This window comes from Streptomyces sp. NPDC000134, from assembly GCF_042899225.1.
Classification (GTDB): Bacteria; Actinomycetota; Actinomycetes; order Streptomycetales; family Streptomycetaceae; genus Streptomyces.
Window position 1 is genome coordinate 95,155 of record NZ_JBIAZN010000005.1, and the last position, 24,810, is coordinate 119,964.

Annotated in this window: 23 protein-coding genes; 4 read left to right on the top strand and 19 right to left on the bottom strand. The window is 72.1% G+C overall.

All coding sequences use genetic code 11. From position 1 onward, the window contains the following. Positions 1–40: 40 nt before the first annotated feature. Positions 41–607: a bifunctional pyr operon transcriptional regulator/uracil phosphoribosyltransferase PyrR gene (pyrR, locus tag ACFY32_RS09250; protein WP_359194128.1), complete on the bottom strand. Its 567-nt coding sequence runs from the start codon at positions 605–607 to the stop codon at positions 41–43. Positions 608–893: 286 nt separating this feature from the next. Here pyrR and bldD point away from each other — a divergent pair, with 286 nt between their 5' ends. After that, complete coding sequence (bldD, locus tag ACFY32_RS09255; protein ID WP_190206437.1) at positions 894–1,397, top strand: transcriptional regulator BldD; 504 nt, start codon at positions 894–896, stop codon at positions 1,395–1,397. Between the two features lie 132 nt (positions 1,398–1,529). Here bldD and nusB read toward each other — a convergent pair whose 3' ends face one another. From nusB to ACFY32_RS09320, 13 genes are all read right to left on the bottom strand, one after another. After that, positions 1,530–1,958, bottom strand: a complete 429-nt coding sequence (nusB, locus tag ACFY32_RS09260; RefSeq protein ID WP_359194132.1) for a transcription antitermination factor NusB — start codon at positions 1,956–1,958, stop codon at positions 1,530–1,532. A 2-nt stretch (positions 1,959–1,960) separates the two neighbouring features. Beyond that, the gene (efp, locus tag ACFY32_RS09265; protein ID WP_359194135.1) at positions 1,961–2,527 is read right to left on the bottom strand and encodes an elongation factor P; all 567 of its coding nucleotides are present in this window, start codon (positions 2,525–2,527) and stop codon (positions 1,961–1,963) included. A 69-nt stretch (positions 2,528–2,596) separates the two neighbouring features. Continuing rightward, positions 2,597–3,703, bottom strand: a complete 1,107-nt coding sequence (locus tag ACFY32_RS09270) for an aminopeptidase P family protein (protein ID WP_359194137.1) — start codon at positions 3,701–3,703, stop codon at positions 2,597–2,599. Positions 3,704–3,772: 69 nt separating this feature from the next. Further along, positions 3,773–4,849, bottom strand: coding sequence for an AAA family ATPase (locus ACFY32_RS09275; protein ID WP_390673807.1), 1,077 nt, complete (start codon positions 4,847–4,849; stop codon positions 3,773–3,775). Between the two features lie 296 nt (positions 4,850–5,145). Next, a complete protein-coding gene (aroB, locus tag ACFY32_RS09280) occupies positions 5,146–6,237 on the bottom strand; it encodes a 3-dehydroquinate synthase (protein ID WP_390673808.1) in 1,092 nt (363 codons plus the stop codon). Beyond that, positions 6,234–6,749, bottom strand: a complete 516-nt coding sequence (locus ACFY32_RS09285; protein WP_359194146.1) for a shikimate kinase — start codon at positions 6,747–6,749, stop codon at positions 6,234–6,236. The genes aroB and ACFY32_RS09285 overlap by 4 nt, the downstream gene beginning before the upstream one ends. Next, positions 6,746–7,930, bottom strand: coding sequence for a chorismate synthase (gene aroC, locus ACFY32_RS09290; protein WP_359194149.1), 1,185 nt, complete (start codon positions 7,928–7,930; stop codon positions 6,746–6,748). Before aroC ends, ACFY32_RS09285 begins: the two co-directional genes overlap by 4 nt. Before the next feature lie 274 nt (positions 7,931–8,204). After that, on the bottom strand, positions 8,205–9,056 hold the full coding sequence (locus tag ACFY32_RS09295) for a shikimate dehydrogenase (RefSeq protein ID WP_390673809.1): 852 nt from the start codon (positions 9,054–9,056) through the stop codon (positions 8,205–8,207). Further along, entirely contained in the window at positions 9,037–10,809 is a 1,773-nt protein-coding gene (gene mltG / locus ACFY32_RS09300) for an endolytic transglycosylase MltG (protein WP_390673810.1), read from the bottom strand. Before mltG ends, ACFY32_RS09295 begins: the two co-directional genes overlap by 20 nt. A gap of 124 nt (positions 10,810–10,933) precedes the next feature. Continuing rightward, positions 10,934–11,398 (bottom strand): Holliday junction resolvase RuvX, encoded by a 465-nt coding sequence (gene ruvX, locus ACFY32_RS09305; protein WP_390673911.1) that lies wholly within the window; start codon positions 11,396–11,398, stop codon positions 10,934–10,936. Between the two features lie 35 nt (positions 11,399–11,433). After that, entirely contained in the window at positions 11,434–14,106 is a 2,673-nt protein-coding gene (gene alaS, locus ACFY32_RS09310; RefSeq protein ID WP_359194157.1) for an alanine--tRNA ligase, read from the bottom strand. Then, entirely contained in the window at positions 14,106–14,462 is a 357-nt protein-coding gene (locus ACFY32_RS09315) for a hypothetical protein (RefSeq protein ID WP_359194160.1), read from the bottom strand. The genes alaS and ACFY32_RS09315 overlap by 1 nt, the downstream gene beginning before the upstream one ends. Before the next feature lie 8 nt (positions 14,463–14,470). Next, entirely contained in the window at positions 14,471–14,914 is a 444-nt protein-coding gene (locus ACFY32_RS09320; protein ID WP_359194163.1) for a DUF948 domain-containing protein, read from the bottom strand. Between the two features lie 153 nt (positions 14,915–15,067). On the opposite strand from ACFY32_RS09320, the gene ACFY32_RS09325 reads away from it, so the two are divergent. Beyond that, complete coding sequence (locus ACFY32_RS09325) at positions 15,068–17,233, top strand: ATP-binding protein (protein WP_390673811.1); 2,166 nt, start codon at positions 15,068–15,070, stop codon at positions 17,231–17,233. A gap of 30 nt (positions 17,234–17,263) precedes the next feature. Here the strand turns inward: ACFY32_RS09325 and rpsD are convergent, their stop codons facing one another. The 5 genes from rpsD to ACFY32_RS09350 form a co-directional block, all read right to left on the bottom strand. Next, complete coding sequence (rpsD, locus tag ACFY32_RS09330) at positions 17,264–17,878, bottom strand: 30S ribosomal protein S4 (RefSeq protein ID WP_066996810.1); 615 nt, start codon at positions 17,876–17,878, stop codon at positions 17,264–17,266. A 307-nt stretch (positions 17,879–18,185) separates the two neighbouring features. Next, positions 18,186–19,541 carry a replication-associated recombination protein A gene (locus ACFY32_RS09335; protein ID WP_359194170.1) on the bottom strand — a complete coding sequence of 452 codons (1,356 nt, stop codon included), beginning with the start codon at positions 19,539–19,541 and terminating at the stop codon, positions 18,186–18,188. A 44-nt stretch (positions 19,542–19,585) separates the two neighbouring features. Further along, positions 19,586–20,245, bottom strand: a complete 660-nt coding sequence (locus tag ACFY32_RS09340) for a vitamin K epoxide reductase family protein (RefSeq protein ID WP_390673812.1) — start codon at positions 20,243–20,245, stop codon at positions 19,586–19,588. Between the two features lie 169 nt (positions 20,246–20,414). Beyond that, positions 20,415–21,677: a histidine--tRNA ligase gene (gene hisS, locus ACFY32_RS09345; protein WP_359194175.1), complete on the bottom strand. Its 1,263-nt coding sequence runs from the start codon at positions 21,675–21,677 to the stop codon at positions 20,415–20,417. 10 nt (positions 21,678–21,687) lie between these two features. After that, positions 21,688–22,404, bottom strand: a complete 717-nt coding sequence (locus ACFY32_RS09350) for an MBL fold metallo-hydrolase (RefSeq protein WP_359194178.1) — start codon at positions 22,402–22,404, stop codon at positions 21,688–21,690. Positions 22,405–22,585: 181 nt separating this feature from the next. Here ACFY32_RS09350 and ACFY32_RS09355 point away from each other — a divergent pair, with 181 nt between their 5' ends. Then, positions 22,586–23,407: a peptidylprolyl isomerase gene (locus tag ACFY32_RS09355; RefSeq protein ID WP_359194181.1), complete on the top strand. Its 822-nt coding sequence runs from the start codon at positions 22,586–22,588 to the stop codon at positions 23,405–23,407. A 135-nt stretch (positions 23,408–23,542) separates the two neighbouring features. Beyond that, the gene (locus tag ACFY32_RS09360; protein ID WP_359194183.1) at positions 23,543–24,772 is read left to right on the top strand and encodes a DUF349 domain-containing protein; all 1,230 of its coding nucleotides are present in this window, start codon (positions 23,543–23,545) and stop codon (positions 24,770–24,772) included. Positions 24,773–24,810: the final 38 nt, after the last annotated feature.

The window sequence follows — 24,810 nt, forward strand, 5'->3', positions numbered from 1 at the left end:
GCACGCGTGGGCACGCCGGAGCGGCCCGGTGCCCGAGGTGCTACTGGTCGGCCTTGGCGCCGAGCAGCACGGTGTCGCGACCGTCCTCCTCGGCCAACTGGACCTTGACCGTCTCCCGCAGCGACGTGGGGAGGTTCTTGCCGACGTAGTCGGCGCGGATGGGCAGTTCGCGGTGGCCCCGGTCGACGAGCACGGCCAACTGCACCGCGCGGGGGCGCCCGATGTCGTTCAGGGCGTCGAGGGCGGCGCGGATGGTGCGGCCGGAGAAGAGGACGTCGTCGACGAGGACGACGAGGCGGCCGTCGATGCCGTCACCGGGGATCTCGGTGCGGGCCAGCGCACGCGGCGGGTGCATGCGCAGGTCGTCGCGGTACATGGTGATGTCGAGCGAGCCGCAGGGGACCTTGCGCTCGGTGATCTGCTCCAGCTTGGCGGCGAGCCGGCGGGCGAGGAAGACGCCCCGCGTCGGGATGCCGAGGAGTACCACGTCGTCGGCGCCCTTGGCGCGTTCGACGATCTCGTGGGCGATACGGGTCAGTACCCGTGCGATGTCGGGGCCCTCGAGAACGGGCCGTGCGTCGGAGGGTGAACCGGGCTGTGTGTCCATACGAAACGGACCTCCTTCTCCGCCTCACGGGACGGACCTTAAAGGACGTCGGATTTGCGCCATCCACGGTAGCAGGTGCCCCGGAGGGCCCCGACGTGCCCCCCGTCACCCCATCGGAGGACCCCTGTCACCCGTTCGGCGCAGCGGGGTCCCGCCGCCACGGAAGCGTCGGTGCGGACCATTCGGCTTGACGCGGGAGAGTAACGCTGCGTAACCTCACAGTGAGTTACCAGCCGCGCGGCGGGAATCCAAGCCCGTGGCGTCGACACAGTGTCCGGGGAGCCATATGTCCAGCGAATACGCCAAACAGCTCGGGGCCAAGCTCCGGGCCATCCGCACCCAGCAGGGCCTTTCCCTCCACGGTGTCGAGGAGAAGTCCCAGGGACGCTGGAAGGCCGTCGTGGTCGGTTCGTACGAGCGCGGCGACCGTGCCGTGACCGTGCAGCGCCTCGCCGAGCTGGCGGATTTCTACGGCGTGCCGGTGCAGGAGCTGCTTCCGGGCACGACCCCCGGCGGCGCCGCCGAGCCGCCGCCGAAGCTGGTCCTGGACCTGGAGCGGCTGGCCACGGTGCCCGCCGAGAAGGCCGGCCCGCTCCAGCGCTACGCGGCCACGATCCAGTCGCAGCGCGGTGACTACAACGGCAAGGTGCTGTCGATCCGCCAGGACGACCTGCGCACACTCGCCGTGATCTACGACCAGTCGCCCTCGGTCCTGACCGAGCAGCTCATCAGTTGGGGCGTGCTGGACGCGGACGCGCGGCGCGCGGTGGCCTCGCACGAAGAGGTCTGACCCCGCCCCCGCGGTCCCCGCAGAAACGTGCCGCCGGGGTGGCCGGAACTCTACGGTTCCGGCCACCCCGGCGGCGTGTGTTCCGGCTGCTTCTGGACGCCCGATGCCCTGGACGCCCCCCCCCGGGGGGGGCTAGCCGCGCCTGAGCGTCGGCTTCAGTTCCTTCAGCCTGCCGAGCAGCCCGTTGACGAACGACGGCGACTCGTCCGTCGAGAACTCCTTCGCCAACTGCACCGCCTCGTCGAGTACGACCGCGTCCGGTGTTCCGTCGACCCAGATCAGCTCGTAGGCGCCGAGCCGCAGGATGTTCCGGTCGACGACCGGCATCCGGTCCAGCGTCCAGCCCACCGCGTACTGGGCGATCAGCTCGTCGATGCGCGCCGCGTACTGCGCGTACCCCTCGACCAGCTCCATCGTGTACTCGCTCACCGGCGGCTGCCGGGTGTCGCTGCGGGCGTGCCGGACCCAGTCCGCGAGGACGGTCAGGACGTCGACGCCTCGCTGGTCGCCCTCGAAGAGGATCTGGAAGGCGCGTTTGCGGGCCGTGTTGCGGGCAGCCACGGTTAGCTGTTCACCCGGCCGAGGTAGTCGCTGGTGCGGGTGTCGACCTTGATCTTCTCACCGGTGGTGATGAAGAGCGGGACCTGGATCTGGTGACCGGTCTCCAGCGTGGCCGGCTTGGTGCCGCCGGTGGAGCGGTCGCCCTGGACGCCCGGCTCGGTCTCCTGGACGGTCAGCTCGACGGCGGCGGGCAGCTCGACGAAGAGCACCTCGCCCTCGTGCTGGGCGACGGTGGCGGTGAAGCCCTCGATCAGGAAGTTGGCGGCGTCACCGACGGCCTTGCGGTCGACGTGGAGCTGGTCGTACGTCTCCATGTCCATGAAGACGAAGTATTCGCCGTCCATGTACGAGAACTGCATGTCGCGCTTGTCGACAGTGGCCGTCTCGACCTTGACGCCGGCGTTGAAGGTCTTGTCGACCACCTTGCCGGAGAGCACGTTCTTGAGCTTGGTGCGCACGAAGGCGGGGCCCTTGCCGGGCTTGACGTGCTGGAACTCGACGACGGACCAGAGCTGGCCGCCTTCGAGCTTGAGCACCATGCCGTTCTTGAGGTCGTTCGTGGAAGCCACGGTTGCGGAATCTCCTGGACGTAACTGACGTGGACGACCCCGGGGCGGCGTGGCGCGCACAGCGCGAGGCTAGAGCGCGAGCAGCTCCTTGGTCGTGATGGTGAGTAGCTCGGGTCCGCCGTCCGCCTCGGGGCGTACGACGAGCGTGTCATCGATCCGGACACCGCCCCGGCCCGGGAGGTGGACCCCCGGTTCGACGGTGACCGGCACACAAGCGTCCAGTTTACCCATGGCCGCCGGGGTCAACTGAGGGTCCTCGTCGATTTCGAGCCCGACGCCGTGTCCGGTGAGCGCCGGAAGGTGGTCGGCGTAGCCCGCGGAGTCCAGTACCTGGCGGGCGGCGCGGTCCACGTCACGGCAGGAGGCACCGGGTGCGAGGGCCTCCCGGCCGGCCCGCTGGGCGGCGAAGACGAGGTCGTACAGCTCGATCTGCCAGTCGGCGGGCGAGGTGCCGATGACGAACGTACGGCCGATCTCGCAGCGGTAGCCGCGGTAGGTGGCGCCGAGGCAGACGGAGAGGAAGTCGCCCTCCTCCACCCGGCGGTCGGTGGGGCGGTGGCCGGGTCGGCCGGAATTCGGGCCGGTGCCGACGGAGGTGGGGAAGGCGGCGCCGTCGGCACCGTGGTCGACCAGGCGGCGTTCCAGCTCCAGGGCGAGGTGCCGCTCGGTGCGGCCTACCAGGATGGATTCGAGCAGTTCGCCGAGGGCCTGGTCGGCGATCTCCGCGCCGATGCGCAGGCAGGAGATCTCCTCCTCGTCCTTGACCACCCGGAGCTGTTCGACCGCCCCGCCGAGGTCGGCCAGGCGCAGCCGGGGGGCGACCGAGCGCATGGCGCGGTGCCGGGCGACGGTGAGGTGGTGCTCCTCCACGGCGAGGGAGTCGGCGCCCTGGCCGGCGGCGAGTCCGGCGGCGGCGACGGCCGGGTCACCGCCGGGCTTGGGCAGGACCCGCAGTTGCACGGCCTCGTCCGGCCGGCCGTCGGCGGGGCGGTCGGCCGGTGGCCCGCCGCACAGCAGCAGGTCCCCGGTCCTGCCCAGGAGCAGGACGGCGCCGTGCGGGGCGGCGCCCGCGAGATAGCGCACGTTGGCGGGCCGGGAGACGAGCGCCGCCGCGCTGCCGCCCGCATTGCAGCGTTCCCGTAGGCGCGTCCGGCGGGCCGCGTACACCTCTGACATGTGCCGAGCGTACGAGCGGCGGGCGGACCGCGCCGGTCGGGCGGGGCCGAGTGGGCGTCCGCCGGTCGGCTACCAGTTCGGAGGGCTGGCCAGGGAGCGGGTGAGGACGTCGTCCAGGACGCGGGCCGTCTCCGGTACGTCGAGCTGGGAGTTGTCGATGATGGGCAGGCCCGACCCGTACCACCCGGCCATGCGGCCGTGGATGCGGGCGACCTCCTCGTCGGTGAGGCGGCGGTTGCCGCTGCGCTCGGCGTTGCGCTCCAGGACGACGTCCAGGCCGGGGAGGAGGACGACGGGGAGCAGGCCGGGGCCGACGTGCCGTTTCCAGCCGCCGAGGCCGACGACCGGGCGGTCGGGGAAGACGGCGTCGTCCAGGACGCAGGAGATGCCGTTGGCGAGGAAGTTGCGCGCGGCGAAGCCGCAGGTGCGGCGGGCCAGGCGGTACTGGGCCTCGGAGTGCTCGTTCCACCCGGACTGCGGGTCGGCGAACCCCGAGCGCACCCATTCGCGTACGTCGTCGAGGCTGATGTGGGCGGTGGGCACGCGGCGGTGCTCCGCCCAGTACTTGGCGACGCTGGTCTTCCCGGCCCCGGCGGGGCCTATCAGCAGCACGGCGAGGGTGGTCGTCGCGGGGTCCGGCGCGGCACTGGCGGCCGTCGGCGCGGCGGGCGCGGCGACGGGTCCGCCGGGGGGCAGCGGGACGTGCCCGGTGGTGTCCGGCGGGGGCGGGGCCGCCGGAGCCGCCGGGGCGGGCGGTGGGACGACGTGGTGCGGCGGCACCGCGGCGGGGCGGGGCGGGGCGGGGTGCGGAGGCTGACCTACGTGAGCGGGCTGAGCGGCACCCGGCGCGTGGCCGGTGTGACCGGGCTGCCCGGGATGCGGCGCCTGACCCGCCTGACCGGGCTGACCGCCGTGCGGCACCTGACCGGCGTGACCAGGCTGCCCGACCCCCGGTGCCTGGCCGGGATGACAAGGCCGGCCGGCGCTCGGTGGCTGTGCGGGCGGCGGCGGAGGAGGTACCGGAGTGGCGGCCCGGTGGGGGTCCGGGGGTGGGTCCGGGTGGTGTGCGGCCGGGGACCAGCCGACGGCCGGTCCGTGCCCCGGCTGGTGGGGCGGCGGCAGCGGAGAACCCACTGCGTGCTGCATCCGGTGCCACTCCGTCTCGTTCTGTCCGGGCTCGGTCCGCCCGAGGGGGTGCCGCGGCCGGTGCCGCGAGAGGCGACCGTGCGCGGCCCCCGGGGCCGCACCGCGCTCGACCTCTGCGCACCGGCGCGCCCCGTCGGTGGACTCGCCGCGGGCGGGCGATGGGCGCTGACCGCGGGGGCGGGCCCCCGCTCTGCTACCGAACGGTACCGCCCCCGGCCGTCCTTCGGTGAACGGGCGGGGGCGGTCCGAAGTGCCCGCCGGGCACGGCGAATCGGGCGGAAGGGACGCCGCGGAACCTACTGCCCGACCTCCCCGTAGGCGGCGAGCAGGACGGCCGGGTCGGGACCCTCCAGGACGGTGGGCTTGGCGAGGCCGTCGAGGACGATGAAGCGCAGCAGGTCGCCGCGGGACTTCTTGTCCACCTTCATGTTCTCCACCAGCTTGGGCCACTGGTCGTAGCGGTAGTGCAGCGGGAGCCCGACCGACTCCAGGATGGAGCGGTGCCGGTCGGCGGTGGCGTCGTCCAGGCGGCCGGCCAGCCGCCCCAGCTCGGCGGCGAAGTGCATGCCCACCGCCACCGCGGCGCCGTGCCGCCACTTGTAGCGCTCGTTCTTCTCGATGGCGTGGCCGAGGGTGTGCCCGTAGTTGAGGATCTCCCGGCGGCCCGCCTCCTTCAGGTCGCAGGAGACGACCTCGGCCTTGACCCGGATGGACCGCTCGATCAGCTCGGCGGTGTGCGGTCCGGCCGGGCTGCGGGCGCCCTCGGGGTCGGACTCGATGAGGTCGAGGATCACCGGGTCGGCGATGAACCCGGTCTTGATGACCTCGGCGAGCCCGGAGACGTAGTCGTGGACCGGGAGGGAGTCCAGGGCGGCGAGGTCGCACAGGACGCCGGCCGGGGGGTGGAAGGCGCCGACGAGGTTCTTGCCCTCGGCGGTGTTGATGCCGGTCTTGCCGCCGACGGCCGCGTCGACCATGGCGAGCACGGTGGTCGGCACCGCGATCCAGCGCACGCCGCGCAGCCAGGTCGCGGCGACGAACCCGGCCACGTCCGTGGTGGCGCCGCCGCCCACGCCGACGACGACGTCGGTCCGGGTGAAGTTCGACTGGCCGAGCGCCTTCCAGCAGTAGGCGGCGACCTCGGCGGTCTTGGCCTCCTCGGCGTTGGGCACCTGGATGGCGATCGCGTCGTAGCCCTGCCCGGCGAGGTCGGCGCGGAGCGCGTCGCCGGTCTCGGCGAGCGCCTCGGGGTGGATGACGGCGACCCGCTTGGCCTTCGGCCCGATCAGTCCCGCCAGCTCGCCCAGGAGCTGACGGCCCACCAGCACCTCGTAGGGCTCGCTGCCGGCGGTGCCGCCGACCTGGACCCGGGTGACTGCCTCGCTCATGCTTCCTTCAACTCCAGTGCGTCCAGGGCGGCCTGGGTGACCTCTTCGGGGGTACGGCCGTCGGTGGCCACGACGGCGGTGGCGACGCTCTCGTACAGGTGCCGCCGGGCCTCCATCAGCTCGCGCCACTGCTTGCGGGGGTTGACCGCGAGCAGCGGGCGGGCGGCGTTGAGGCCGGTGCGCCTGACCGCCTCCTCGACGTCCATGGAGAGGTAGGCCACCCGCAGGCCGCCCAGGAGCGCGCGGGTGTCCGCGTCGAGGATCGCGCCGCCGCCGAGGGCGAGGACGCCGTCGTGCTCGGCGAGCGCCCGGCGTACCGCCCGCTTCTCGATCTCCCGGAAGGCGCTCTCGCCGTCCTCGACGAAGATCTCGGCGATGGTCCGGCCCTGCTCGGCGACGATGTCGTCGTCGGTGTCCCGGTAGGCGGTGCCCAGCCGCTCGGCGAGCAGGGCTCCGACGGTGGACTTGCCGACCCCCATCGGGCCGACCAGGACGAGCAGCGGTGCGGTCATCGGATGGCCAGGGCGTCGAGGTAGGAGGTGACGTTGCGCCGGGTCTCGGTCACGGAGTCGCCGCCGAACTTCTCGGCGACCGCGTCGGCGAGGACGAGGGCGACCATGGCCTCGGCGACGATGCCGGCGGCCGGCACCGCGCACACGTCGGAGCGCTGGTGGTGGGCGGCGGCCTCCTCGCCGGTGACGACGTCCACGGTCTTCAGGGCGCGCGGCACGGTGGCGATCGGCTTCATCGCGGCGCGCACCCGCAGCAGTTCGCCCGTGGTCAGGCCGCCCTCGGTGCCGCCGGAGCGGCCGGAGGCCCGCTTGATGCCCTCGGGGGTGGCGAGGATCTCGTCGTGCGCCTTGGAGCCCGGCACCCGGGCGAGGCCGAAGCCGTCGCCGACCTCGACACCCTTGATCGCCTGGATGCCCATGAGGGCGGCGGCGAGCCGGGCGTCCAGCCTGCGGTCCCAGTGCACGTGCGAGCCGAGGCCGACCGGGACGCCGTACGCCAGGACCTCGACCACGCCGCCGAGGGTGTCGCCGTCCTTGTGGGCCTGGTCGATCTCCGCGACCATCGCCTTGGAGGCGTCGGCGTCCAGGCAGCGCACCGGGTCGGCGTCCAGCCTCTCGACGTCCGCCGGGGTCGGGTACACGCCGTAGGGCGCCTTGGCGGCGGCGAGTTCGACGACATGGCTGACGATCTCGATGCCGGCCGTCTCCTTCAGGTACGACCGGGCGACCGCGCCCAGCGCGACCCGGGCGGCCGTCTCCCGCGCGGAGGCCCGCTCCAGGATCGGCCGGGCCTCGTCGAAGCCGTACTTCTGCATGCCCGCGAGGTCGGCGTGGCCGGGCCGGGGCCGGGTCAGCGGGGCGTTGCGGGCGAGTCCGGCGAGGATCTCCGGGTCGACCGGGTCGGCGGCCATGACCTGTTCCCACTTGGGCCACTCGGTGTTGCCGACCATGATGGCGACCGGGGAGCCGAGGGAGAGGCCGTGCCGGACGCCGCCGAGGAAGGTGACCTCGTCCCGTTCGAACTTCATGCGCGCGCCGCGCCCGTAGCCGAGCCGGCGCCGCGCCAGGTGGTCCGCCACCATGTCGGTGGTGATCGGCACGCCCGCGGGCAGGCCCTCCAGCGTCGCGACGAGTGCGGGACCGTGGGACTCCCCCGCGGTCAGCCAGCGCAACCTGCTCAACGGTGCTCCTCAGTCTCCAGCGCCCTGTGGGTCATCACGGCGCGACCGGGTGCGCGGCCCTGATCCGCCGTCCCCAATCCTCCCATGTCCGCACGGGCGCCCCGGGTGGCGGTCCACCAACCGGACATCGATCCGCCCGCGCGCCGCCGAGTCTCCGACGCCCGCCCGTCACCCATCGCCCGTCACCCACCGCCCGAGCACCCACCGCCCGAGCACCCACCGCTTTCGGCCACCACCGGGCGAGCGCCCGCCCGCCCCCGGCCGGACCGTACCGTCAGGCTTTCGAGGCGCGGGCGGCGAGGGCCCGTTCGCCCGCGGTGCGCATGGCGGCGAGCGGGGCCGGGGCGCGGCCCGTCATCTGCTCCACCTGGAGCACCGCCTGGTGCAGCAGCAGGTCCAGGCCGCTGACCACGGCCCCGCCGTGCGCCGACCAGCGGGCGGCCAGCGCGGTCGGCCAGGGCTCGTACAGCACGTCGAAGAGGGTGGCCGGGGTCCGCGGTACGGCGGCGGCGAGCGCGTCGGTGGCACCGGCCGGGGTGGTGGCCACGACCAGCGGGGCGCGCAGCGCCTCCTCGGCGCGGTCCCAGTCCGCCAGGCGCACCTCGGCCTCCAGTCGCTCGGCCCAGCCCCGCATCTCGGCGGCGCGGGCCTCGCTGCGCACGTAGACGGCGATCTCGCCGGCGCAGACCCGGGTGAGCGCGGCGAGCGCGGAGGAGGCGGTGGCGCCGGCGCCGAGGATCGCCGCGGACTCGACCTTGTCGACGCCGTGCTCGCGCAGCGCGGCGACGATGCCGGGGATGTCGGTGTTGTCGCCGGTCCGGCGTCCGTCCGCGGTGAGGACCACGGTGTTCACCGCGTCCACCGCGGCCGCCGTCGCGCTGATCCCGTCGAGCAGCGGGATCACCGCCCGCTTCAGCGGCATGGTCAGCGACAGCCCCGCCCACTCGGGCCCCAGCCTGTCGAGGAAGCCGGGCAGGGCCGCCTCGTCCACGTCGAAGCGGTCGTACGTCCAGCCCGTGAGGCCCAGCTCCGCGTACGCGGCCCGGTGCAGCACCGGGGAGAGGGAGTGGCCGATCGGGGAGCCGAGCACGGCGGCCCGGCGGGCGTCAGTTGCCGGAACTGGCATTGAACTCGTCCTTGAGCTTCTCGAACTCGTCGTTGGTCCTGGCGAACTCGGTCCGGTGCACCCCGTCGACGGCCACGAAGTACAGCCAGCCCTGGTCCGTGGGGTTCAGCGCGGCCTGGAGCGCCTCGTCGCCGGGGTTGCCGATGGGTCCGGGCGGCAGACCCCGGTTGGTGTACGTGTTGTACGGGTCCTTGTTGCCGTTGATCTCGGACTCGCTGATGTGGATGTCGCTCTGCTTCTTCAGGTAGTTGTACGTCGAGTCGAACTGGAGCAGTTGGTTGGTCTCGGTGTTGCTGGTCTTGAGCCGGTTGTAGACGACCTCGGACATCTTCCGGAAGTCGTCGTGCGTCTTGCCCTCGGCCTGCACCAGGCTGGCGACCGTCACCAATTGCCACGGGCCGTCGAGGCCGAGTTCCTTCGACTTCTTCTCGAAGCCGAGTTCCTCGTACTTGTCGGCCGCCCGCGCCACCATCTGCTCCAGGACGTCCTTCGGTTTCTGCCCCTTGGCCACCGGATAGCTGGACGGATAGAGGAAGCCCTCCAGCGGGTCCTTGACATTCGGGTGGTTCATCGCCCAGTCGGGAAGGCCGAGACTCTTCCACTGGGACTCGGCGATTTTCGCGGTGGTGCCGTCGTCGACTTCGAGGCGTTTGTCGATGAGTTCGTAGACGTCGGCATTGCGTTTGCCCTCGGCGATGATCAGGTTGTTGCGGCTCTTGGGGCTGAGCATGAGTCGGACCGCGCTGTCGGCCGACATCTCCTTCTGCAGCGTGTAGACGCCGTCCTGGATGCTCTTGCCGTCGGGATTGCTCTGGATCGCGGCGATGAAGGCGTCGACGCTCTTGACCACGCCCTGCCGTTTGAGCACCTGGCCGATGACCGAGCCGCCCGCCCCTTTGGGAATGGTGACGGTGACCTGCTCGCCATTTCCGTCGCCCGCGAAATCCGGGGCCGTGCCGAAACGATCCTGGTAGAACTGGAAACCGAAATAGCCGACGCCCGCCACGCCTCCGCCGAGGACCAGGCAGACGACGAGACAGGCACAGCCGTTGCGTCTCTTCCTGGGCTTGCTCCCGCGCCCCCGGCGCTCACCGCGCCCGGCACCGGCCGCGCCGTCGTCGTCGCCGTCCTCGTCCGCGTCGCCGCCCGCGAAGAAGGCGTGTTCGCCCTGGTCGGGGCCCGGGTCCCAGTCGGCGCGCTCCGGCTCGGGCTCGGTGCGCCGCCGGGCGGGCGGCTCGGGCGGCGGGTAGGCGTCCGGGGTGCCGTAGAAGTCCGGCTGCTCAGTGCCGTAGGCGGCGGTCTGCTGTCCGTACGGGTCCGCGGGGTCGACGGGGTACTGGACGGGCGCCTGACCGCCGGCGCCCCAGCCCCCGGCGTCGTAGCCCTGCTGCTGGTGCTGCTGGTGCTGCTGGTGCTGCTGCTGCTCGTGCTGCTGCTGGTGCTGCTGTGCGGGGTACTGCTGCTGGTGCTGGGGGTCGTACTGCTGCTGGTCGTAGCCGTCCTGCCGGCCGTAGCCCTGCTGGTCGTACGGGTACTGCTGCTGCGCCTGGTCGTAGCCCTGCTGGTCCTGGCCCGACCAGGTGCCGTCGTCGTACTGCTGCTGCGGCTGCTGCGGGTAGTGCTGCTGCGGCCGGCCGCCGTAGGGGGACTGCTGGGCCGCCTGGGCCTGCTGTCCTGCCCATCCGCCGTCCCCGTACAACGGGTCCTCCGGACCCCACGGTTCGGAGCCCTGGCCCCGGCCATACTCAGTCATCGATCCCCTAGAGCCGCGAGGTGGTGGTGCGCGGCTCGCCGGTGGGCCCGGTTCCGCTCCGCCTCTTGCTGTGCGGCGACTGTTCGAATGCCGCCGCATCGCGCGGAACGTTACCGTATCGCGATCACATGACCACTTCGACGCCCTCGCCAGGCGGATTACCTGACACCCGTTCGGATTCAAGAGCCTGTTGCAGGATGATCACAGCGGCGGCCTGGTCGATCACGGACCGGCCTTTCTTGGAATTCACGCCCGAGGCGCGCAGCCCCTGGCCGGCCGTGATGGTGGTCATCCGTTCGTCGACCAGGCGTACGGGAACGGGGGCGATGCCCTTGGCCAGTTCCTGGGCGAAACGGCGGACCTTGGCGGCGGCCGGGCCCTCGCCCCCCTTGAGGGAGCGAGGGAGACCGACCACGACCTCGATCGGCTCGTACTCGCCGACCAGTTGCCGCAACCGCCGGTGGGCGGCCGGGACGTCCCGGCCGGGGACCGTCTCCACCGGGGTGGCGAGAATCCCGTCGGGGTCGCACGAGGCGACCCCGATCCGGGCGTCCCCGACGTCGATCGCCAGCCGCCGTCCCCGGCGCATCACCGGGCCGTCCGTCCGGTCGTCGGTCGTGCCGTTCACTTGGCGGTGTCCGCCACGAGCCGCTCGACGGCCGCGGCGGCCTCGCCGATGGCGGCCGGGTTCTGGCCGCCGCCCTGGGCGACGTCCGGCTTGCCACCGCCGCCGCCACCGAGGGTCTTGGCGGCGGTGCGGACCAGGTCACCGGCCTTGAGACCGCGCTCGCGGGCGGCCTCGTTGGTGGCGATGACGGTGAGCGGCTTGCCGTTGACCGTGGTGAACAGGGCCACCACGGCGGCCCGGCCGCCCTGGATGCGGCCGCGCACGTCCAGGACCAGCTTGCGCAGGTCGTCGGCGGTGGTGCCGTCCGGGACCTGCCCGGTCACCAGGGCGACGCCGCGGACGTCCTTGGCGGACTCCGCGAGACCGGCGGCGGCCTGGAGGACCTTCTCGGCGCGGAACTTCTCGATCTCCTTCTCGGCGTCCTTGAGCTTGCCGAGCATCGAGGAGACCTTCTCCGGCAGCTCCTCCGGGCGGCCCTTGAGCAGCTCGGTGAGCTGGTTGACCACCGTGTGCTCGCGGGCGAGGAAGTTGTAGGCGTCCACGCCGACGAGCGCCTCGATCCGGCGGACGCCGGAGCCGATGGAGGACTCGCCGAGCAGCTTCACCAGGCCGAGCTGGGCGGTGTTGTGCACGTGGGTGCCGCCGCACAGCTCCTTGGAGAAGTCGCCGATGGTGACCACGCGCACCCGGTCGCCGTACTTCTCGCCGAACTCGGCGATGGCGCCCTGCTTCTTGGCCTCGTCGATGCCCATGACGTCGGCGCGGACGTCGAGGTCGCGGGCGAGCACCTCGTTGATCTTCTGCTCGACGTCGGTCATCACGGCCGTCGGCACGGCGGACGGCGAGCCGAAGTCGAAGCGGAACCGGCCGGGCTGGTTCTCGGAGCCGGCCTGCGCGGCCGTCGGGCCGAGGGCGTCGCGCAGCGCCTGGTGGGTGAGGTGGGTCGCGGAGTGGGCGCGGGCGATGGCCTTGCGGCGCCGGTCGTCGATCGCGGCGTGCGCCTTGGCGCCGACGGTGATCTCGCCGACCTGGACGACGCCCTTGTGCACGTACACGCCCGGGACGGGCTTCTGGCAGTCGCGGACCTCGATGACGGCACCGGAGTCGGCCTTGATCCGGCCGGTGTCGCCGATCTGGCCGCCGCCCTCGGCGTAGAAGGGGGTGCGGTCCAGGACGATCTCGACCTCGTCGCCCTCGGTGGCGGCGGGCGAGGAGACGCCGTCGACCAGGATGCCGACGATCGTGGACTCGCCCTCGGTGTCGGTGTAGCCGATGAAGTCGGTGGCCCCGGCGCGGTCGGCGATCTCACGGTAGGCGCCGAGGTCGGCGTGGCCGGTCTTCTTGGCCTGGGCGTCCGCCTTGGCGCGCTCGCGCTGCTCCTTCATCAGGCGCCGGAAGCCGTCCTCGTCCACGGACAGGCCCTGTTCGGCGGCCATCTCCAGGGTGAGGTCGATCGGGAAGCCCCAGGTGTCGTGGAGCAGGAACGCCTTGTCGCCGGGCAGCACGCTGCCGCCGGCCGCCTTGGTCTCGCCGACGGCGGTGTCCAGGATGTTGGTGCCGGCCTTGAGCGTCTTGAGGAAGGCGTTCTCCTCGGCCAGGGCGACCTTCTCGATCCGCTCCCGGTCGGTGATCAGCTCGGGGTACTGCTGCCCCATCATGTGGATCACGACGTCGATCAGGTCCTTGACGACCGGACCGGTGGCGCCGAGCAGCCGCATGTTGCGGATGGCGCGGCGCATGATGCGGCGCAGGACGTAGCCGCGTCCCTCGTTGCCGGGGGTGACGCCGTCGCCGATGAGCATCACGGCGGTGCGGATGTGGTCGGTGACCACACGCAGGGAGACGTCCGAGTGGTGGGCGTCGCCATAGGCCACGCCGGTCAGCTCGGTGGCCTTGTCGATGACCGCCATGGAGGTGTCGATCTCGTACATGTTCTGCACGCCCTGCAGAATCATCGCGAGCCGCTCCAGGCCGAGCCCGGTGTCGATGTTCTTGGCGGGCAGGTCGCCGAGGATCTCGAAGTCCTCCTTGGAGGTGCCCTGGCCGCGCTCGTACTGCATGAAGACCAGGTTCCAGATCTCCACGTACCGCTCGTCGTTGACGGCGGGGCCGCCCTCGGGGCCGAACTCGGGCCCGCGGTCGTAGTTGATCTCGGAGCAGGGGCCGCAGGGGCCGGGGACGCCCATGGACCAGAAGTTGTCCTTCTTGCCCAGGCGCTGGATGCGCTCGGCGGGGACGCCGACGGTCTCCCGCCAGATCCGCTCGGCCTCGTCGTCGTCCTGGTAGACGGTGATCCACAGCTTCTCCGGCTCCAGGCCGTAACCGCCCTGGTCCCGGGCGCCGGTGAGCAGCTCCCAGGCGAGCTTGATGGCGCCTTCCTTGAAGTAGTCGCCGAAGGAGAAGTTGCCGCACATCTGGAAGAACGTGCCGTGCCGGGTGGTCTTGCCTACCTCTTCGATGTCCGGGGTGCGCACGCACTTCTGGACGCTGGTGGCGCGGGCGAAGGACGGCTTGACCTCACCCAGGAAGTACGGCTTGAAGGGCACCATGCCGGCGTTGACCAGCAGCAGAGTCGGGTCGTCCGCGATGAGCGACGCCGACGGGACGACGGTGTGCCCGCGCTCCTCGAAGAAGCTCAGCCAGCGGCGGCGGATCTCGGCCGACTCCATCAGTGGTCCTCATTCCGGTTGTACGAGTATGTCGTCCTGTCGACATACGTCGGGTCGTTGCGGTTCTCGATGGCGGCGAGGCGCCGGGGGCCGGGGAGTTCGCGGTCCGGGTCGACGGGGGCGTTGATCCCGAGCGCGTCGCCCAGTTCGGCCTCCCGCTGGGCCATGTTGTCGCGGACGTCGAGGGCGAAGTCCACCGCGCGGTCCCGGAGCCGGCCGCCCGCCTCGATCGCCTTGTTCGCCGCGGCCACGGCGAGGTTCTCGGGCGTCAACTGCTTGAGCTTCCGGTTGACCTTGGTGGTGGCCCACACACCGGCGGCGACGCCGGTGCTGAACCAGAAGGTACGGCGGAACATTCCTGGGATCAGTCCTTCTTCCGCTTCGCCCGTCGGGTGGCCGGGACGGTCCGGCCCACGATCACGGTGCGCCTGGGCGTCTTGGCCGGCACCTCGTCCTTGCGGCCGCCGAGTGCCCGGCGCACGCCATACCCGAACGCGGCCACCTTGACCAGGGGGCCGCCGAAGGTGGAGGCCACGGTGGTGGACAGCGCGGAGGCGTTGGAGGTGACCTCCTGGACGTCGGAGGCGATCGCGTCGACCCGGTCGATCTGGGTCTGCGCGGACCGCACCGCCGAGGAGGCGTCGGCCAGCAGCGGGACGGCCTGGTCGGTCACGTCCGCGACGAGTTTGGTGGTCGCCCTGAGCGTCTGGGCCAGCCTCGCCAGTGCGACGGCGAGGAAGGAGACCAGGATCGCCCAGAAGACGGCCACCAGGACCCCGGCCACCTCTCCACCGGACACTGTGTGCACCCGCTCCCTGAAAGCTGCCTGAACATCGAGAAAGTCGTGCACCGAGCCTATCGCGCCGGGGACGGGGCTCCGCACCGGATTGCCGTCGGCGGGAAGCGGAGTGCGGCCAAGAGATTGTACGGAGTGAATACGGTTCAGTACGCTGCGTTTCCTATGCGAGATCGACGGCACGACGGGACGTTCCCGCACGGACATCCGCCGCTGGAACTCGACACCTTCGTGGGGCGCGGGGAGGAACTCGCCGGGCTCGCGCGGGCGCTGGACGGCGCGCGGCTGGTGACGGTGACCGGGCCGGGCGGGGTCGGCAAGTCCCGGCTGGCCGCGCGGGCCGCCGCGCGGTGGACCGCGCGGGACCGGGGACGGGTGGAGCTGGCGCACGTACGCGATCCGGAGTTCGTGGACCACGCGGTCGTGGCGGCGCTGGGGCTGACCGACCACACGGCCCGGCCGCCGCGCGAGATCCTGCGCGACCATCTCGCCGAGCGGGAACTCCTGCTGGTCCTGGACGGGGTCGAGCACCTGGTGGACGCCTGTGCCGCGCTGGTGACCGACCTGCTGGGCCGGGCCCCCGGCCTGAAGGTGCTCGCGGTGGGCCGCCGCCCGCTGGCCCTGCCCGGCGAGCACCTCTTCCCGCTGGCGCCGCTGGGCGAGGACGAGGCCGTGGAGCTGCTGACGGTCCGCGCGGCCCAGCACGGCATCCGCTGCGCCGACGGCCCCGAGGTGCGGGAGCTGTGCCGGCGGCTGGACGGCATACCGCTGGCCATCGAGCTGGCCGCGGGACGGCTGGGCACCCTGTCGCCGGGGCAGGTGCTGCGCCGGCTGGACGACCGGTTCCGGCTGCTGGCCGGCGAGAACCGGGCCGTCCTCCCCCGGCAACGGGCGCTGCGCACCACGATCGGCTGGAGCCACGAGCTGTGCACGCCCGCGCAGCGGCTGCTGTGGGCGCGGCTGTCGGTGTTCGCGGGCCGCTTCGACCTGGACGCCGCGGAGTACGTGTGCGGCGGCGACGGTCTGCCCGCCGACGAGGTCCTCGACGTGCTGGGCGCGCTGCTCGCCCAGTCGGTGGTGACCCGCGAGGACACCCCGGCGGGGGTGCGCTACGGGATGCTCGACACGGTCCGGGCGTACGGCGCCGAGTGGCTGGCGGCGACGGGCGAGGCGGCGAAGCTGCGGCGGCGGCACCGGGACTGGTACGTGGGGCTGGCCACCTGGTGCGAGCTGGACTGGTTCTCGCCGCGCCAGTCGGAGGTGGCCGCGCGGATCGAGGCCGAGCTGCCGAATCTGCGGGGCGCGCTGGAGGAGTGCCTGGCCGATCCGGACGGGGCGCACCTGGGCCAGTACCTGGCGGGCTCGCTGTGGTTCCACTGGGTGGGCTGCGGCCATCTGTCGGAGGGGCGGCACTGGCTGGACCAGGTGGTGCGCCTGGCGGCGCAGCGGACCGCGCACCAGCGGCCCCGGCTGAAGGCGCTGTGGGTGCTGGCCTATGTGGCGATCCTCCAGGGCGACACCCTGCCCGCGCTGGCGGCGCTGCGGGAGTGCCGGGAGGAGGCGGAGCTGGCGGGGAACACCACGGCGCTGGCGTACGCCGTGCACCGCTCGGGCTGTCTGGAGCTGGTCACCGACGACATGCCGGCCGCGGAGTCGCTGCTGCGTTCGGCGCTGGAGCGCTACCGGGAGACCGGCGAGCTGAACAGCAATGTGCTGATGGCCCAGGTGGAACTGGCGATGGCTCGGGCGTTCCAGGGCGATCTGGCGGACGCGGTCCGCCTGTGCGAGGAGGTGCGCCGGGTCTGCGACGACCACGGCGAGCGGTGGGCGCGCGCCTACGCGCTGTACGTGCTGGCGTACGCGGCCTGGTACGACGGCGATCCGGGCCGCGCCCGGGAGCTGCTGACCGACTGTCTGCGCGACGCCCACGGCTTCCGGGACCTGCTCGGCTCGGTGCTGTCGATCGAGCTGCTGGCGCTGGTCACGGCGACGGAGGGCGATCCGGCGGAGGCGGCGGTGCTGCAGGGCGCGGCGGGCCGGATGTGGCCGTCGGTGGGGCTGCCGCTGTTCGGTTCGGCGCACTACAACGCGCCGCACGAGCTGTGCGAGGCGACGGCCCGGGAGCACCTGGGCGACGAGCGGTACGAGGAGTGCGTCCGGGCCGGTGCGCGGCTCGGCCGGGAGGAGGCGGTGGCGCGGGCGCTGAGCCGGGCGCGGCCGGCCGGGGCCGAGCCGCCCCCGCCCGGTCCGGGCCGGCGGGCGTCGCCGCCGGGGCGTACGACGAGGCCCGCCGCCTCCCGCGCCCGGAGGGGCGGGGAGACGGCGGGCTGAGGTACCGCTCGGTGCTGCGTCCGGCTGGGGTCAGCGGGCGTAGTACTCGACGACGAGCTGCTCGTCGCAGATCACCGGGATCTCCTTGCGGTTCGGCTCGCGGTCCAGGCGGAACGCCAGGGCCTTGAGGTTCACCTGGAGGTAGCGCGGGGTCTCGCCGTCGGGGGCGAAGCCGCCCTCGCGGGCGATCTGGAACAGCGTCTTGTCCTTGGAGCGGTCGCGGACCTGCACGACGTCGTCGGGGCGGACCCGGAAGGACGGCTTGTCGACCTTCTGGCCGTTGACCTGGATGTGGCCGTGGACGACCATCTGGCGGGCCTGGTAGATCGTGCGGGCGATGCCCGAGCGCAGGACCAGCGCGTCGAGGCGGCGCTCCAGCTCGATGATCAGGGCCTCACCGGTCTTGCCCTGGACCTTGGAGGCACGCTCGTAGGCGCGGACGAGCTGGCGCTCGGACACGTCGTACTGCGCGCGCAGACGCTGCTTCTCCAGCAGTCGGACCTTGTAGTCCGAGTTCTGCTTGCGGCCGCGGCCGTGCTCACCCGGCGGGTAGGGGCGGGCCTCGAAGTACTTGACGGCCTTCGGGGTCAGCGCGATGCCGAGGGCACGCGACTTCTTGACCTTGGGGCGGGACTGGTTCGCCACTGTCTCTCATTTCCTGGATATCGGCTTGTCAGGGTTGAGGGAGGTCGCATCCGCAGTTGGGGAGACCCGCCTCGGTCCGGTGCGGGACCTCGGTGGGCAGCCGCTCCCTGGTCTGGGCACATACGTGCAGCACGCGAGTGGCCCACCGACCGGTTCTCGTCGTCCTGCTGCCACGACGGATGGTGGTGGGCTGCCCGCGACACCGATCGACGGTGCGCGACGCTCCTGGAACCCCCGAGGGGGCTCCGGCCGGGTGTCCCGCTCTGACTGCGCGGGACTCGGCACTCCGAGCGAGTTTACAGGGTGTTCAGGACCGCTTGCGACCGAGGTGCTCGCGGGTCCACTCCACGGCGTCGGCGTACCGCGCCTCGGCGCCGTGCCGGGTCGGGGTGTAGTACTCGCGGTCCTTGAGGGCGTCCGGGGCGTACTGCTGGGCGGCGATGCCCTCGGGCAGGTCGTGCGGGTAGACGTACCCCTGGCCGTGGCCGAGCTTGCCGGCGCCCTGGTAGTGGCTGTCGCGCAGGTGCGGCGGCACCGGCCCGGCCTGCCCCTTGCGTACGTCCGCCAGGGCGGCGCCGATGGCGGTGGTCGCGGCGTTGGACTTGGGGGCGAGGGCGAGGGCGATGGTGGCGTGGCTGAGGGTGAGGGCGGCCTCGGGGAAACCGATCATGGCGACGGCCTGGGCGGCGGCGACCGCGATCGGCAGGGCGCCCGGGTCGGCGAGGCCGATGTCCTCGCTGGCGGAGATCATCAGGCGGCGGGCGATGAAGCGGGGGTCCTCGCCGGCCTCGATCATGCGGGCGAGATAGTGCAGGGCGGCGTCGACGTCGGAGCCGCGGATGGACTTGATCAGGGCGCTGGCGACGTCGAAGTGCTGGTCGCCGTCGCGGTCGTACTTCACGGCCGCCCGGTCGACCGTCTCCTCCAGGGTGGCCAGGGCGATCTCGCTCGCGCCCTGGTCGAGGGCGGCCCCGGCGGCGGCCTCCAGGGCGGTCAGCGCGCGGCGGGCGTCGCCGCCGGCGATCCGCAACAGGTGGTCCTCGGTGTCCTCGGGGAGCGTGACGGCGCCCTTGAGGCCCCGCTCGTCGGTCAGGGCGCGGCGGAGCAGGTCCCGGACGTCGTCGTCGGTGAGCGGTTCGAGGGTGAGCAGCAGGGAGCGGGAGAGCAGCGGGGAGATCACCGAGAAGTACGGGTTCTCCGTGGTGGCGGCGATCAGCGTCACCCAGCGGTTCTCCACGGCCGGGAGGAGGGAGTCCTGCTGGGCCTTGCTGAAGCGGTGGATCTCGTCGAGGAAGAGGACGGTCTCCTTGCCGTACCCCCCGACGGCGCGGCGGGCGCCGTCGATGACGGTGCGGACCTCCTTGACGCCGGCGGTGATCGCCGACAGCTCCACGAACCGCTTGTCGGTCGCCTTGGAGACGACGTACGCCAGGGTCGTCTTGCCGGTGCCGGGCGGCCCCCACAGGATCACCGAGGAGGGGCCCGCGGGGCCGGAGGCACCCTCGCCGACCAGGCGGCGCAGCGGCGAGCCGGGCTTGAGCAGGTGCTGCTGGCCCACCACCTCGTCGAGGGTGCGCGGGCGCATCCGGACGGCCAGCGGGCTGCCGGCGGGGTCCTTCTCCTGGCGTTCTTCTGCTGCGGCGGTGAACAGGTCGGGCTCCACGTCAAGAACCCTAAATCACCGCACCGACAACGCGGGCGGCACCGTCAGCTCGTCCAGAAGTCCCACCAGCGGGTCAGGATCAGCATCCCGATGATGCCGATGTGCAGCACCGGCAGGACCCAGGTGAACTCGCCGAAGAAGCCGCGCAGCCAGCCCGGCGCGGGCAGGAAGCCCTTGCGGACGTTGAAGGAGGTCACGTACCAGAACATGATGATCGTGGCGACCCAGGCCAGGCAGCACCACAGGCACAGGGCGTTGATCTGGTACAGGGACTGGAACATCAGCCAGGCGCAGAAGCCGACGCCGAAGAGGGTGCCGGCGTTGAAGGTGAGCCAGTACCAGCGCGGGAAGCGGGCGCGGGCCAGCAGGCTCACGCCGACGCAGATCACGATGCCGTAGGCGACCAGGCCGAGCATCGGGTTGGGGAAGCCGAAGACGGACGCCTGGTCGCTCTCCATGACGCTGCCGCAGGAGACCACCGGGTTGAGGCTGCACCCGGGGGTGAAGGTGGTGCCCGCGACCTTGGCTTCCAGCAGCTTGAACTTGTCGAGCGTGATGACCCACGCGGCGAGCAGCCCGGCCGCACCCGTGACGATCAGCAGCAGCGCCAGGGCGCGGCTGCCTCCCTCGGTACGCGGACCCGTGGAGGGGTCCGGCGAGGGACCGGGTCCGGTGGAGACGTCCCGCACTGTCGTCCTGCTCATCACGCCGATTCCGTCACTTGAGACGCGGACCTGCTTCTGACAGGGCCATTGTGCCGCACGCTCGCGCGTGTGCACCGTTCGTTGCGGATAAGGAAGTCCGTGCGAGCGGCCACCGGCGCGGGGCGGGGGCGCCGGTTCCCCGGCGCCCCCGTCGTCGGGGCCGGCGGCCTCAGCCGAGCTTCGACTCCAGTTCCGCCACGATCTCGTTGACGCCGATCGCCGTCTGCTCGCCGGACGCCATGTCCTTGAGCTGGACGACGCCGTCGGCGAGGTCGCGCTCGCCGGCGACGATCGTGTAGCGGGCGCCGCTGCGGTTGGCGCTCTTCATGGCGCCCTTGAGGCCCTTGCCGCCGTAGGCGAAGTCGGCGGCGATGCCGTTCTTGCGCAACTCGGTGACCTTGGCGAAGAGGATGCGGCGGGCCTCCTCGCCGAGCGGCACGGCGAAGACGGAGGTGGTCGGCGGCAGGTCCAGCGCCACGCCCTCGGCCTCCAGGGCGAGGACCGTGCGGTCGACGCCGAGGGCCCAGCCGACGGACGGCAGCGCGGGACCGCCGATCATCTCCGAGAGGCCGTCGTACCGGCCGCCGCCGCCCACCGCGGACTGCGAGCCCAGGCCGTCGTGGACGAACTCGAAGGTGGTGCGGGTGTAGTAGTCCAGGCCGCGGACCAGCTTGGGGTCGTCCTCGAAGACGACGCCGGCCGCGGTGATCAGCTCGCGGACCTCCTCGTGGTACGCCTTGCAGGCGTCGCAGAGGTAGTCGCGCAGCAGGGGCGCGCCGGTGAGCTGCCGCTGGACGTCCGCGCGCTTGTCGTCCAGGACACGCAGCGGGTTGATGTCCGCCCGGCGCAGGGTCTCCTCGTCGAGGTCGAGGCCGCGCAGGAACTCCTGGAGCGCCGCGCGGTAGACCGGCCGGCACTCCTTGTCGCCCAGGCTGTTGAGCAGGATGCGGAACCGGCTCAGGCCCAGCGAGCGGTACGCCTGGTCGGCCAGGATGATCAGCTCGGCGTCCAGGGCCGGGTCCTCGGCGCCGATCGCCTCGGCGCCGACCTGGGAGAAGTGACGGTAACGGCCCTTCTGGGGGCGCTCGTAGCGGTAGTACGAGCCCGAGTACCAGAGCTTGACCGGGAGGTTGCCCGTCTTGTGCAGGCTGGCCTCCAGGGCGGCGCGCAGCACGGAGGCCGTGCCCTCCGGGCGCAGGGCGAGCCGGTCGCCGCCCTTGGTCTCGAAGGCGTACATCTCCTTGGTGACGATGTCGGTGGACTCGCCGACACCGCGGGCGAACAGCTCGACGTTCTCGAAGCCGGGCGTCTCGATGTAGCCGTAGCCGGAGTCGCGCAGCGGGGCGGCGATCGCCTCGCGGACCGCCAGGTACTTGGCGGAGTCCGGCGGCAGCAGGTCGTAGGTGCCCTTGGGGGCCTTGAAGGTGCTCACGGAACTCTTGTCACATTCCTCGTCGGGGAGCCTCGGACGGGCCGTGCTCCTGACGGCCGGAGGCCACCTGCCGCAGATACGGGTTGGTGGCGCGCTCCTGGCCGATGGTCGTCTGGGGGCCGTGGCCGGACAGCACCACGGTCGAGTCGTCGAGCGGCAGGCACACGCGGGCCAGCGAGTCGAGCATCTCGGCCATGTCGCCGCCGGGCAGGTCGGTGCGTCCGATGGAGCCGGCGAACAGCAGGTCACCCGAGAACAGCACCGGCGGGACGTCCGCCGCCTCGGGCAGGCCGAAGGTCACCGACCCCTTGGTATGGCCCGGCGCGTGCGCGACGGTCAGCTCCAGGCCCGCCAGTTCGAGCCGGGCGCCGTCGGCCAGCTCCCGGACGTCGTCCGGCTCCCCCACCGTCAGCTCGCCCATCAGCGGCATCCCGATGGCCCGGCCGATCCCCTTCTCGGGGTCGCTCATCATGTACCGGTCGGCGGGGTGGATATAGGCGGGCACGTCGCTCGCGCCGCACACCGGGACGACCGAGGCCACGTGGTCGATGTGGCCGTGGGTGAGGACGACGGCGACGGGCTTGAGCCGATGCTTCTTCAGCGCCTCCCCGACTCCCTGGGCGGCCTGGTGGCCGGGGTCGATGATCACGCACTCCTCGCCGGCGGCGGGGGCGACGAGGTAGCAGTTCGTCCCCCAGGCCCCGGCGGGGAACCCGGCAATGAGCACGATCGTCCTTCGTTGTGTCGATACGGGTGGCTTGTGAACGGGCTGCGCCCGTGGTCAGAGCCTACCGGCGGTGCCGATTCCTCAGCGAACCCATATACGGTACGGGGCTACACGCAGGCGGTCGGCCCACGAGCACCCAGGCGTTCCGGTCGGCACACGAAGACGCATAGGAGACAACCCGGTGGTCAGCCAGGAGCAGCGGCGGCGTCAGCTCGCCCGGGAGAAGTTCTTGCGCCAGCAGCAGCGGCGCACCGCCGCGCGTCGCAAGGCGCGGGTGCGCAACACGGTGATCGCGTCGGTGCTCGGCGTGGTCCTGGTGGGCAGCCTCGCGCTGTACACCACCGGGACGCTCAAGGGCGACGACGACAAGACCAACGCCGGGGCGGAGGCCACCCCGAGCGCGTCGGCGACCAGCAAGGCGCCCGATCCGTGCGACAAGGCCGCGGCGGGCAAGCCGGCGACGAAGACCTGGAAGAAGGAGCCGGCGATGTCGATCGACAAGTCGGCGGACTACACCCTGAAGCTGGACACCACGTGCGGCGAGATAGACGTCGCGCTGAAGACCTCGGCCGCGCCGCACACGGTGAACTCGTTCAACTTCCTCGCCGCCAAGGGGTACTTCGACCACACCAAGTGCCACCGGCTCACCACCAACGGCATCTACGTGCTCCAGTGCGGCGACCCGACCGGTCAGGGCACCGGCGGTCCGGGCTACACGATCCCGGACGAGAACCTGAAGGACAAAAGCCTGAAGGACAACACCTACCCGGCGGGCACGGTCGCCATGGCCAACACCGGCAAGGCGGACACCGGCGGCAGCCAGTTCTTCCTGGTCTACCAGGACAGCCAGTTGCCGCCGAGCTACACCCCGTTCGGGACGCTCTCGGACGCCGGCATGAAGGTCCTGAAGAAGATCGCCGCCGCTGGTGAGAGCACCGGCGCCGGTGACGGGGCGCCGAACGCGACGGTCGTGATCGACAAGGCGACCGTCACGGAATCCTGACCGCCGACGGCGGAACTTCGGTCGCGCGGGATGCGGACAGGTCACCCGCCGGTCGCCTATGTTGGCCGTGACGAAACTGTGGACGATGCCCGGGGGTGGGAAAGCCCTCCGCAGGCATCATGTGGAGGAGGCGCTGTGAGCAGCGACCCGTGGGGCCGCGTCGACGAGACGGGGACCGTGTACGTGCGTACGGCCGACGGCGAGCAGGTCGTCGGTTCCTGGCAGGCCGGCTCCCCCGAGGAGGCGCTGGCCTACTTCGAGCGCAAGTACGAGGGCCTGGTGGTCGAGATCGGCCTCCTCGAGAAGCGTGTGCGGACCACCGACCTGTCGTCCAAGGACGCCATGGCCGCCATCGAGCATCTGCGGGAGCAGGTCGACGCCCATCATGCGGTGGGCGACCTCCAGGCGCTCCGGGAGAAGCTGGACACGCTGGTCGAGCTGGTGGAGAAGCGCCGCGAGGAACGCAAGGCGCAGCGGGCCAAGCAGTCCGACGAGGCCCGCCGGGCCAAGGAGGACCTGGTCGCCGAGGCCGAGCGGCTCGCCCAGTCCGACCAGTGGCGGGCCGCCGGTGAGAAGCTGCGGGCGCTGGTGGACACCTGGAAGGGGCTGCCGCGGCTGGACCGCAAGTCCGACGACGAGCTGTGGCACCGCTTCTCGCACGCCCGGTCGGCGTTCTCCAAGCGGCGCAAGCAGCACTTCGCGCAACTGGACGCGCAGCGCGAGGAGGCCCGCCGGACCAAGGAGCGGCTGGTCGCCGAGGCGGAGGCGCTGTCGTCCTCGGCGGACTGGGGTCCGACGGCGGCGCGGTACCGCGAGCTGATGGCCGAGTGGAAGGCGGCGGGCCGGGCCCAGCGCGAGCACGAGGACGACCTGTGGAACCGCTTCCGGGGCGCCCAGGACGTGTTCTTCGCGGCGCGCAGCTCGGTGTTCGCCGAGCGGGACGCCGAGCAGGCCGAGAACCTCAAGCTCAAGGAGGAGCTGGCCGAGGAGGCCGAGAAGCTGCTGCCGATCACGGATCTGAAGGCGGCGCGGGCCGCGTTCCGGTCGGTCAACGAGCGCTGGGAGGCCATCGGCCATGTGCCGCGCGACGCCCGGCCGAAGGTCGAGGGCCGCATGCACGCCGTCGAGCGGGCGCTGCAGGAGGCCGAGGAGGCCGAGTGGCGGCGGACCAACCCGGAGGCACGCGCGCGTGCCGAGGGGCTGACCGGCCAGCTCCAGGCGGCGGTGGACAAGCTGCGCGGCCAGATCGACCAGGCGCGCGCCCAGGGCAACAACGCCCGCGCCGACAAGCTGGAGCGTGAGCTGGAGGGCCGCCAGGCCCTGCTGGACCAGGCCCTCAAGGGTCTCCAGGAGTTCGGCGGCTGATCCCGTCCCGCGCCCACCGGAGGGGCTCCCGTACCACG

Coding starts and splice junctions, on each gene's coding strand:
- pyrR (WP_359194128.1), bottom strand. CDS start 607: ATGGACACACAGCCCGGTTCACCCTCCGACGCACGGCCCGTTCTCGAG.
- bldD (WP_190206437.1), top strand. CDS start 894: ATGTCCAGCGAATACGCCAAACAGCTCGGGGCCAAGCTCCGGGCCATC.
- ACFY32_RS09270 (WP_359194137.1), bottom strand. CDS start 3,703: ATGTCAGAGGTGTACGCGGCCCGCCGGACGCGCCTACGGGAACGCTGC.
- ACFY32_RS09275 (WP_390673807.1), bottom strand. CDS start 4,849: ATGCAGCACGCAGTGGGTTCTCCGCTGCCGCCGCCCCACCAGCCGGGG.
- aroB (WP_390673808.1), bottom strand. CDS start 6,237: ATGAGCGAGGCAGTCACCCGGGTCCAGGTCGGCGGCACCGCCGGCAGC.
- ACFY32_RS09285 (WP_359194146.1), bottom strand. CDS start 6,749: ATGACCGCACCGCTGCTCGTCCTGGTCGGCCCGATGGGGGTCGGCAAG.
- ACFY32_RS09295 (WP_390673809.1), bottom strand. CDS start 9,056: ATGCCAGTTCCGGCAACTGACGCCCGCCGGGCCGCCGTGCTCGGCTCC.
- mltG (WP_390673810.1), bottom strand. CDS start 10,809: ATGACTGAGTATGGCCGGGGCCAGGGCTCCGAACCGTGGGGTCCGGAG.
- ruvX (WP_390673911.1), bottom strand. CDS start 11,398: ATGCGCCGGGGACGGCGGCTGGCGATCGACGTCGGGGACGCCCGGATC.
- alaS (WP_359194157.1), bottom strand. CDS start 14,106: ATGGAGTCGGCCGAGATCCGCCGCCGCTGGCTGAGCTTCTTCGAGGAG.
- ACFY32_RS09315 (WP_359194160.1), bottom strand. CDS start 14,462: ATGTTCCGCCGTACCTTCTGGTTCAGCACCGGCGTCGCCGCCGGTGTG.
- ACFY32_RS09325 (WP_390673811.1), top strand. CDS start 15,068: ATGCGAGATCGACGGCACGACGGGACGTTCCCGCACGGACATCCGCCG.
- ACFY32_RS09340 (WP_390673812.1), bottom strand. CDS start 20,245: ATGAGCAGGACGACAGTGCGGGACGTCTCCACCGGACCCGGTCCCTCG.